This is a genomic window from Xanthomonas sp. SHU 308 (assembly GCF_000364645.1).
Taxonomy (GTDB): domain Bacteria; phylum Pseudomonadota; class Gammaproteobacteria; order Xanthomonadales; family Xanthomonadaceae; genus Xanthomonas_A; species Xanthomonas_A sontii.
In genome coordinates this window covers 1-9635 of sequence record NZ_AQOK01000306.1, presented here as the reverse complement: position 1 = coordinate 9635, position 9635 = coordinate 1, and the positions used below count along the sequence as shown (strand labels likewise).

Annotated in this window: 8 protein-coding genes and 1 pseudogene; 4 read left to right on the top strand and 5 right to left on the bottom strand. The window is 68.7% G+C overall.

Annotated elements, in window-relative coordinates:
* Positions 1-1213, top strand: a 1213-nt coding sequence (locus tag D588_RS24490) for an MFS transporter (protein ID WP_017915987.1), incomplete at its 5' end; no start/stop codon positions are given.
* A gap of 84 nt (positions 1214-1297) precedes the next feature.
* On the opposite strand, the gene D588_RS0110850 is transcribed toward D588_RS24490, so the two are convergent.
* The 5 genes from D588_RS0110850 to D588_RS0110830 all read right to left on the bottom strand — a co-directional run bounded on the left by D588_RS0110850 (position 1298) and on the right by D588_RS0110830 (position 7585).
* The gene (locus D588_RS0110850; RefSeq protein WP_017915986.1) at positions 1298-2656 is read right to left on the bottom strand and encodes a diguanylate cyclase; all 1359 of its coding nucleotides are present in this window, start codon (positions 2654-2656) and stop codon (positions 1298-1300) included.
* Between the two features lie 180 nt (positions 2657-2836).
* Positions 2837-3868, bottom strand: coding sequence for a LacI family DNA-binding transcriptional regulator (locus D588_RS0110845; protein WP_017913223.1), 1032 nt, complete (start codon positions 3866-3868; stop codon positions 2837-2839).
* A 215-nt stretch (positions 3869-4083) separates the two neighbouring features.
* Entirely contained in the window at positions 4084-4824 is a 741-nt protein-coding gene (gene phbB, locus D588_RS0110840; protein WP_010344527.1) for an acetoacetyl-CoA reductase, read from the bottom strand.
* Positions 4825-4928: 104 nt separating this feature from the next.
* On the bottom strand, positions 4929-6254 hold the full coding sequence (locus D588_RS0110835; protein WP_017915985.1) for a CitMHS family transporter: 1326 nt from the start codon (positions 6252-6254) through the stop codon (positions 4929-4931).
* Between the two features lie 131 nt (positions 6255-6385).
* A complete protein-coding gene (locus tag D588_RS0110830) occupies positions 6386-7585 on the bottom strand; it encodes a porin (protein ID WP_043084410.1) in 1200 nt (399 codons plus the stop codon).
* A 323-nt stretch (positions 7586-7908) separates the two neighbouring features.
* On the opposite strand from D588_RS0110830, the gene D588_RS0110825 reads away from it, so the two are divergent.
* The 3 genes and pseudogenes from D588_RS0110825 to D588_RS24485 all read left to right on the top strand — a co-directional run.
* Complete coding sequence (locus D588_RS0110825; protein ID WP_017915983.1) at positions 7909-8580, top strand: hypothetical protein; 672 nt, start codon at positions 7909-7911, stop codon at positions 8578-8580.
* 178 nt (positions 8581-8758) lie between these two features.
* Positions 8759-9463 (top strand): response regulator transcription factor, encoded by a 705-nt coding sequence (locus D588_RS0110820; protein ID WP_026143589.1) that lies wholly within the window; start codon positions 8759-8761, stop codon positions 9461-9463.
* A pseudogene (locus D588_RS24485) lies at positions 9456-9635 on the top strand (sensor histidine kinase); the annotation flags it as partial. The gene D588_RS0110820 and the pseudogene D588_RS24485, both read left to right, overlap by 8 nt.

The window sequence follows — 9635 nt, the reverse complement described above, 5'->3', positions numbered from 1 at the left end:
CGCCACCCTGCCGTACCTGTGGCTGGCCGGCCCCATCACCGGGCTGGTGCTGCAACCGGTGGTCGGCGTGCTCAGCGACCGCACGGTGACGCGCTGGGGCCGGCGCATGCCGTACATGGTGGTGGGCGCGCTGGTGTGCAGTCTGTGCCTGCTGACCATGCCCTTCAGCGTGGCGCTGTGGATGGCGGTGGCGCTGCTGTGGATGCTGGATGCGGCCAACAACGTGGCGATGGAGCCGTACCGCGCGCTGGTCAGCGACGTGCTGGCGCCGCCGCAGCGGCCGCTGGGCTACCTGACCCAGAGCGCGTTCACCGGCCTCGGCCAGACCCTGGCCTACGTCACTCCGCCGTTGCTGGTGTGGCTGGGCATGAACCAGGACGCGGCCAACGCCCACCACATTCCCTACGTCACCATCGCCGCGTTCGCGATCGGTGCGGGCTTCTCCGCCGCCTCGATCCTGCTCACCGCGCGCAGCGTGCGCGAGCCGGTGCTGCCGGCGGCGGAGCTGCAGCGCCTGTGCAGCGCCGCGGTCGGGCCGCTGGCGACGCTGCGCGAGATCGTCGATGCGGTGCGGCAGATGCCGCCGACGATGCGGCAGATGGCGCCGGTGATGCTGTTCCAGTGGTATGCGATGTTCTGCTACTGGCAGTACATCGTGCTGTCGCTGTCGACCACGCTGTTCGGCACCACCGCGGCCGATTCGCACGGCTTCCGCGAGGCCGGCCTGGTCAACGGGCAGATCGGCGGCTTCTACAACTTCGTCGCCTTCCTGGCCGCGTTCGCGATGGTGCCGGTGGCGCGGCGGTTCGGCCCAAAGGCCACCCACGCCGCCTGCCTGGTCGCCGCCGGTATCGGCATGTGCGTGCTGCCGTCGATCCACGATCGCTGGCTGTTGCTGCTGCCGATGCTCGGCATCGGCCTGGCCTGGGCCAGCATGATGGGCAATCCCTACCTGATGCTGGCCAACAGCATCCCGCCCGAGCGCACCGGCGTGTACATGGGCCTGTTCAACCTGTTCATCGTGCTGCCGATGCTGATCCAGATCGTGACCCTGCCGCTGTACTACGACCGCCTGCTGCAGGGCGACCCGCGCAACGTCATTCGCCTGGCCGGCGCGCTGATGCTGGCGGCCGCGGTGGCGATGTTGTTGGTGAAGCGTCGGGAATGGGGAACCGCGAATGGGGAATCGGAAAAGCGCGGCGCGGCGCACTGAAGCGCCGCCGCAGCGGCGATCTCCGATCTCGCACGGCGCGGTCCAGCCCTTTGCACGAACGCCGCTGGCCTGGCGACGTGTCGCTCATGCCATGGACGCCACGCCGATCCGATTGCCACCGGCCTTCTTCGCGCGGTACATCGCCCCATCGGCGTGTACCAGCAGGCTGTGGGCGTCGTCGCCGTGATCGGGGTAGAACGCCACGCCGATGCTGGGCAACACGTGCAGGTGGTGGCCGTCCAGGTCGAACGCCTCGCCGAAGACGGCCAGGATCCTGTCGGCCGTTCCCGTGGCATGGTCGGCCGAGTGGCCGCCTTCGATCAGCACCACGAATTCGTCCCCGCCCAGCCGGGCGACCGTGTCCGATGCGCGGACGCAGTCGAGCAGGCGCCCCGCCACGCGCTGCAGCAGCAGATCGCCGACCGCATGGCCGAGGGTGTCGTTCACGTCCTTGAAGCGATCCAGGTCGATGAACAACAGCGACAGCCGTCTGCGCGCGCGCCGGGCCTGCACCAGTGCGGTCTCGAGCCGGTCCAGGAACAGCTGGCGATTGGGGAACTGGGTCAGATGGTCGTACTGGGCCATGTGCTGCAGGCGTTCCAGCGTCTGCTTGCGCTCGACGGCGGCTGCCACCTGGGTGGACACGAACTGCAGCAGCGCCTGGTCCTTGTCGGTGTAGCGGGACTGTTCGGAGTAGCCGAGCAGCACCAGCAGGCCGAGAACGCCCTTCGGTGTCTGCAGCGGAACGCCCAGCCACGAATGGGGCTGCGGTGCGAGCGCGGACTGCTCCAGTCCACCTGATGCCGGCGTGATGGGGGCGTAGGGTGCGCGCAGGAGCGTGCAGCCGGTGCGGATCACCTCGGCATGCAGCGGCGCCTCGGCCAGCAGCAGGCAGGGCGGTGCGGCATGGTGCTCATCGGCATGGTAGGGAAAGCGCAGCGTCTGCGACGACGCGTCGTACAGCGCCACGGAAAAATTGGTGGCAGGCAGCAGTTCGCCGATGATCTGGTGGATGCGGCTGCACAGCGACTCCAGCGTCTGCTCGGTATGGGCCGCCTCCGAAATGCCGTAGAGCGCCGCCTGCAGCGCCTCGGTCGACTTGCGTTCGGTGATGTCGTGCGCCACGGCCAGGCGCATGCTGTAGTCGGCGACCCAGCGCGCGGTCCAGCGAATGTGCGCGATGCGCCCGTCCTTGCGGATGTAGCGGTTTTCGAAGTGGAGCTGCAGCGCGCCCTCGGTGATGCTGTCGGCCTGCGCACGCGTGGCTGGCAGGTCGTCGGGATGCACCATGTCGAGCATGCGCTTGCCTGTCACCTCCTGCGGCGTATAGCCGAAGATGCGCTCGAAGGCGGGGCTGACGAACACGATGGTGCTGTCCGGCTCGACGATGCAGACCGCATCGAGCAGCAGGTCCACGATGTTCAGGGGCGAAATGCGTTGCATGCGGCACGAGTCGTCGGAGCCTGGTGACCCATTGTGCCGCGATGCCGCGATTTGCGCTGGCATCGCGGGGAGGGCGCCAGGAGGTGATGCAGCTGGGGTTCGGGTGCGCTGGAGGCGCGCTCCGCAGCAACCGGCACAGGTGCGCGTCCTTGCCGCGTTCTCGACGGCGCTATCCCCGCCTCACGCCGATTCCCGCACCACCAGGCTGACCGGCAGCTCCACCGATTCCACCGGCGTGCCGGCGATCAGGTTCAGCACGCCGTCCACCAGCAGGGTGGCGGCCTGGGCCAAGTCCTGGCGCACGGTGGTCAGCGGTGGCTGGCTGTAGGCGGCCAGGGGGATGTCGTCGAAGCCGACCAGGGCGATGTCCTGGGGGACGCGGTGGCCGGCTTCGATCAGGGCGCGGATCGCGCCCAGGGCGATCACGTCGGAGGCGGCGAAGACCGCGTCCGGCGGGTCGGTCTTCTTCAGCATCGCGCGGGTCAGGCGGTAGGCGTCCTCGCTGAGGAAGTGGCTGCGCGCGTGCAGCCGCGGGTCGAACGCCAGGCCGTGCGCGTCGAGCATGCGCCGGTAGCCGGCGAAGCGCGGCGCCACTTCCGGTAACTGCTCGTCGCCGAGGAAGGCGATGCGCCGGCGGCCATGTTCGATCAGGTGTGCGGTGGCCAGTTCGCCGCCGCGCAGGTTGTCGCTGCCCACGCTGGCATAGGCCTGGCCGTCGATGCGGCTGCCCCACACCAGCATCGGCAGGCCGCCGCGCGCGGCGGCGTCGAGCGAGGCGTGCTCGTGGCTCTGGCCGAGCATGATGACGCCGTCGGCGCGGCTGTTGCGTGCCAGGTCCTCGACCCAGTGGTCCTGGTGCTGGTCCAGCTTGGACAGCAGCATGCTGTAGCCACGCGCGGTCAGCGCGTCGGCCAGCAGCGCCAGCATGGTCATCATGAACGGGTCCGACAGCGGCTGCTCGTGCGCGTGCATCAGCGGCACCGCCACGCAGACGATGTTGGAGCGGCGCGAGCGCAGGCTGCGCGCGACCGGATCGACGCGGTAGCCGGCGTCGCGGGCCAGTTGCTTGATGTAGGCGCGGGTACGTTCGGCGACCACCGGGTTGTCGGCCAGCGCACGCGACACCGTGGATTCGGAGACGCCGGCCATGCGCGCGATGTCGGCCATCTGCAGGCGCGCGGCGGGCGCGCCGGGTTCGGGTTTGTCGGACATGCGGAGCGGGCGCGACGGACGAAGCGGAACCGGCAGTGTATGCCAGGCGGGCGTCGCGGCGCTTTGCACGCCGCGGCTGCAGTGCCGCGGCATGCCTGCCTGCCGAATCCGGCGGCTGCGCGCGGGCGCATCCGTCGCGGTCGAGCGTAGGTCCACGTCTCGCGTCTCCGCTGCATGCACGCGCAACCGTGGCGCCGTGCGGGGCAGGCGAGGCGCTAGGCCATGTGCAGGCCGCCGTTGACCGCGTAGTCGGCGCCGGTGACGTAGGCGGCCTCGTCCGAGGCCAGCCAGGCGCACAGCGCCGCCACTTCCTCGGGCTTGCCGAGCCGGCGCAGCGGTACCGAACTGGCGAGACGATCGAGCACGTCCGGCGGGAAGCCGCTGATCGCCGCGCTGGCGATGTAGCCGGGCGAGACGGTATTGACGGTGACCCCGCGCGAGGCCACTTCCTGCGCCAGCGCGCGGCTGAAGCCCTGCATCGCCGCCTTGGCGGTGGCGTAGTTGATCTGCCCGATCTGGCCCTTCTGCGCGCTGACCGCGCCGATGTTGACGATACGGCCCCAGCCGCGCGCGGTCATACCGTCCACCACCTGCTTGGTGATGTTGAACAGCGCGTGCAGGTTGCTGGCGATCACCGCCTGCCAGTCCTCGCGGCCCATCTGCCGGAACAGCATGTCGCGGCTGCCGCCGGCGTTGTTGACCAGCACGTCGATCTCGCCGACCTCGGCCTTGACCTTGGCGAACGCCGCCACCGTCGAATCCCAGTCGGTGGCGTTGCCCTCGGAGGCGATGAAATCGAAGCCGAGCTCGCGCTGCTCGCGCAGCCACGCCGACTTGCGCGGCGAGTCCGGCCCGCAGCCGGCAACCACGGTATGGCCGTTGCGCGCCAGCTTCTGGCAGATCGCGGTGCCGATGCTGCCCATGCCGCTGGTGACGTAGGCGATTCTGAGGGTCACGTTGAACTCCTTCGGAGTTGGGAATCGAGAATGGGAATCGGGAATGGTGAGAAGCCAGGCGCTGTTGCGATTCCCGATTCTCGATTCCCCATTCCCGGCAGCGCTCAAGCGGCCAACGGATACAGTGCGAACAACAACCCGCCGCCCATCAACACCAACGACACCAGCACCGCCCACTTCAGGGTGAAGCGCTGGTGGTCGGCGAAGTCGACCTTGGCCAGGCCGACCAGCAGGTAGGTGGAGGGCACCAGTGGGCTGAGCAGATGCACCGGCTGCCCGGCCAGCGAGGCGCGGGCCATTTCCACCGGGGTGATGCCATAGTGGCTGGCGGCGTCGGACAGGATCGGCAGCACGCCGAAGTAGAAGGCGTCGTTGGACATGAAGAAGGTGAAGGGCATGCTCGCCAGTGCGGTGATCACCGCCAGGTACGGGCCCCAGGCGTCGGGGATCACCGCCAGGAAGCTGCGCGACATCGCCTCGACCATGCCGGTGTTGGAGAGGATGCCGGTGAACACGCCCGCGGCGAAGATCAGCGACACCACCGACAGCACGTTGCCGGCATGGTTGACCAGGCGGCGGCGCTGCTCGGCCAGGTTCGGGTAGTTGATCAGCAGCGCCAGGGCGAAGCCGATCATGAACAGCACCGGCATCGGCAGCACGCCGATCACCAGCGCCGCCATCAGCGCCAGGGTCAACGCCAGGTTCACCCACAGCAGCCGCGGCCGCTTGATGTCCTCGGCATCCTCCACGGTGGGCAGCGCCTCGCCGTCGTCGGCCACGCTGCCGTCCATCCAGGCATCGCCGGGCAGCGTCACCACGCCGAGGCGGCGGCGTTCCTTCATGCCCAGGTACCAGGCCAGCAGCAGGATGCCGACGATCGCCAGCGCCATCGCCGGCACCAGCGGCACGAACACGTCGGCCGGGTCCACGTGCAGGGCGGTGGCCGCGCGCGCGGTCGGGCCGCCCCACGGCGTCAGGTTCATCACGCCGCCGGCGAGGATGGTCACGCAGGTCATGTTCAGCGCGTTCATGCCCAGCCGCCGGTACAGCGGCAGCATCGCCGAGACGGTGATCATGTAGGTGGTGGAGCCGTCGCCGTCGAGCGAGATCAGCAGCGCCAGCACCGCGGTGCCGACCACGATCTTCATCGGGTCGCCCTTGACCAGGCGCAGGATGCGCCGCACCAGCGGATCGAACAGGCCGGCGTCGATCATCACCCCGAAGTACAGGATCGCGAACATCAGCATGACGCCGGTGGGCGCGATCTTCTTGATCCCCTCCAGCATCATCTCGTTGATGCCGGTGCCGAAGCCGCCGGCCAGCGCGAACACGATCGGCACGATGATCAGCGCGACCAGCGGCGACAGCCGCTTGCTCATGATCAGGTACATGAAGGTAATGACCATTCCGAAACCGAGCGCGGTCAGCATGGAAGTTCCTCAGGGCAGTGCATGAAAGAAGATGGACCCCGCATCAGGGATCCGAAAAGAGGCCGACCAGACGTCACATCGCACGATCCCGCCGTTGCGAATCCCGAATCCCCATTCCCCAATCCCGGCACTCAGAAGTCATACTGAAAGCGCCCGGTGATCGCTCGCGTGTGGTCCAGCGTCACGCCGGCCAGATGGTCGCGGTTGCGGCTGTCGATCAGGTTGAGCATCAGCCGCAGGTTCGGCTTGAGGTACCAGTTGCCGGCCAGCGTCCACGAGGCGGTGGAGGCGTCGAGCAGATCGGGCTGCCCGTCGCGGTGCTGCGCGCCCCACATGCGGTCGTAGCGCAGCGCCAGCTCGAAGGCGCCGTGTTTGTGATTGACTTGCCTGATGCGGGTGAAACGCCCGGTCTTGCTGTCGTAGCGCCGCGATTCGCCGGTGGCGAACCAACTGACGAAGCCGTAGGCCGCCATCACGTCGGCACGCTGCGCGCCGTCGTCGAACAGCCCGCCGCTGAACTCGCCCTGCCACGACAGCGGCCCTCGCACCTGCGCGTATTCCAGCGACCACTTGTCCACGTCGGTGTCGCGGCCGTCGGCGAAGCGCGCCAGGGTGACGCGGCTGGCGTCGGACAGGTGCCCGGCCGGGCGCGGGCGGATGCTCAGCGCCGGCGCACCGCCGGCGCCGGGATGGTCGTAGTGCTCGTGCGCCAGCGACAGGCCCAGATGCAGCACGTCGCCGTCGCGCGCGTCCGGCGCCCAGGTGCCGCGGCCGCCGAACGCGTGGCCGCGGACGTTGGAGACATCGATGCTCTGCAGGCTGTAGACGCTGGCCGCCCAGGTGTAGTCGGTGCCCGCGGCCTGCCACGACACCGCCTTGCGGTACAGCGGCGCCAGCGTACTGGCCGCGCCGCTGCGCTCCAGGAACTGGCCGAAGTTGGAGCCGGTGCGGTCGTCGAGGGTGAAGTACTGCTTGAACTGGCCCACGGTGAGCGTGCCGGCATCGAATTTACGGGTGATGTAGACGTCCTTGGCCTCGATGCCCTTGCCGTTGAAGTCGTCCTGCAGCCCGGCGAAATCGCCTTCGACCTTGTAGCCGAAGCCGAAGAACTTGCCGGACACGTCCAGCCACAGGCGGCGGATCTCGGTATCGTCGGGATTGGGCGTGCCGCGATTGTCGTTGTCGAAGTGGGCGAAATCCCAATGCAGGCGCCCGCCGAGTTCGGCGGTGACTGGGCCGTCGTCGTCGCCATCGGCGGCGCGCGCCAGCGCGGGCAAGGACAACAGGGCGCAGGCGCAAGCGCCGCACAGGCTCAATTTCTTCAGGTCCACGTACCCTCCCAGGTGCGCGCAGTGCGTCGATGAGTCGGTAGCCCGCAGCGGAACGCGCAGGCCAGCGTGGCTGCAGCCTAGTGCGGCGTAGCTGTCATCGACCTGTCGGTGGGGAGCCAACTGTTTCGGGCGCGCCCGGTCGCCCGCTGCCGGCGTGTCGGCCCCGGCGCGCTGGCGACGATGGCGGACGCTGCAGCGCGTGTCGTTGTGCAACCGGCGCAGCCTAGGTAGGTTATCGGCACTGGACTTTCGGCCAGCCGGAGACCGCGTTCCCTCGCGTCGCGGCATCTGCCTGGCCTCAATCGCGCGTCATCGGAGTCGCCATGCGTAGAGTGTTCGCGGGCCTGTCGGTCCTGCTTCTCGCGGTCGGAGCGTTCATGCTTTGGCAGCGGCCGCCTGCCGCCACGCGCTCGCAGCCAGGCACCGTCGCCTCTGCTGCCGCCGCTGAGGGCGAGGCGCGCGCCGCCGGCGCCAAGGCGCGCTCAGGGACGGACCTGCCTGGAGCCGAGGAAACCTCACCCGACACTACCGAAGCGTTCCCTGCACCGCAGGATCGCCCGCCGGCAGCGGCGGCGGAGATGGCGTTTCTCACCGGGAAGTCGATCGACGGCGACACGGCGATGCATGTCATCGGCGGCAAGGACTTCGACCTGATCCTGCAAAAGGTGGCAAGCCAGGCCGAGTCCGACGGCATGGCCAAGTCAAGGACCTACAGGAGGAACTTCAGCGACTATCTGCGCGAGGCCGATCCCGGTTTCGCTCTCAAGGATGTCGCATGCGGAACCCATGTCTGCATGGCATCGGCCTCGAACGCGCATCTCAGCGATGCGCAATTCTCCACCGCAATCCAGGCCATGGCCGGCGCTGTCGATACGCCGATGTATTCCATCGTCATGCAGACGTTGCCGGATCCGGCCATGCCAGGCGCTTACCTGTACCGCCTCATCTTCACCACGGATCCGAGCATGGCGTCGATCAGCATGCAATCGCAGTGAACGCGCCGTCGGTGGGCGCAGCGGCGGTGGCCTTGATCTGCGATCTCGATGCTGCGCGTCTTCCCAACCTTGATCGCCGGCGGCCAACGCGAAGCAAGCGGGTTGCCATCCGCCGGCAGAATGGCATTTGCCGATCCCCAATCCCGGCTTTCCACAGCCGCACGACTGGTCATCCCGAATGCGCCTTTTATTAGTAGAAGACAACGCCGATCTCGCCGATGCGATCGTGCGGCGCATGCGCCGCAGCGGGCATGCGGTGGATTGGCAGCGCGATGGCTTGAGTGCGGCCGGGGTGCTGCGCTACCAGCGCTTCGATCTGGTGGTGCTGGACATCGGCCTGCCCGGGCTGGATGGGCTGCGCGTGCTGGCCGGTCTGCGCGAGCGTGGCGACACCACGCCGGTGCTGATGCTGACCGCGCGCGACGGCATCGAGGATCGGGTGCAGGCGCTGGACGTGGGCGCCGACGATTACCTGGGCAAGCCGTTCGACTTTCGCGAGTTCGAGGCGCGCTGCCGGGTGTTGCTGCGGCGCAATCGCGGCCAGGCCAGCGAGGTGGTGCAGCTCGGCGGTTTCGCCTTCGACAACGCCGCGCACAGCGTCAGCCTGGACGGCACGCCGATCGAACTACCCAACCGCGAGTATCGCCTGCTGGAGATCCTGATCGGCCGGCTCGGCCAGGTGGTGGGCAAGGACGAGATCGGCAACGGCCTGTTCGGCTTCGACGACGAGGCCGGGCCGAACGCGATCGAACTGTACGTCGGGCGCTTGCGCAAGAAGCTGGCCGACGCGCCGCTGCGCATCGTCACCGTGCGCGGCGTCGGCTACAAGCTGGAGGCGGCCGCGTCGCCGCCGGACCCGGCGGCAGCGGACGCCGATGGCTGAGGCCGCGCCGCCGGCGCCCTCGATCCGGCGCACGCTGCTGCGTTACCTGGGCGCGCTGTCGCTGCTCGGCGCGGTGGCGCTGTTCTTCGTCGCCCGCGACTACGGCCAGCGCGCCGCCAACCGCTCCTACGACCACCTGCTGGTGTCCTCGGCGCTGTCCATCGTCGACTCG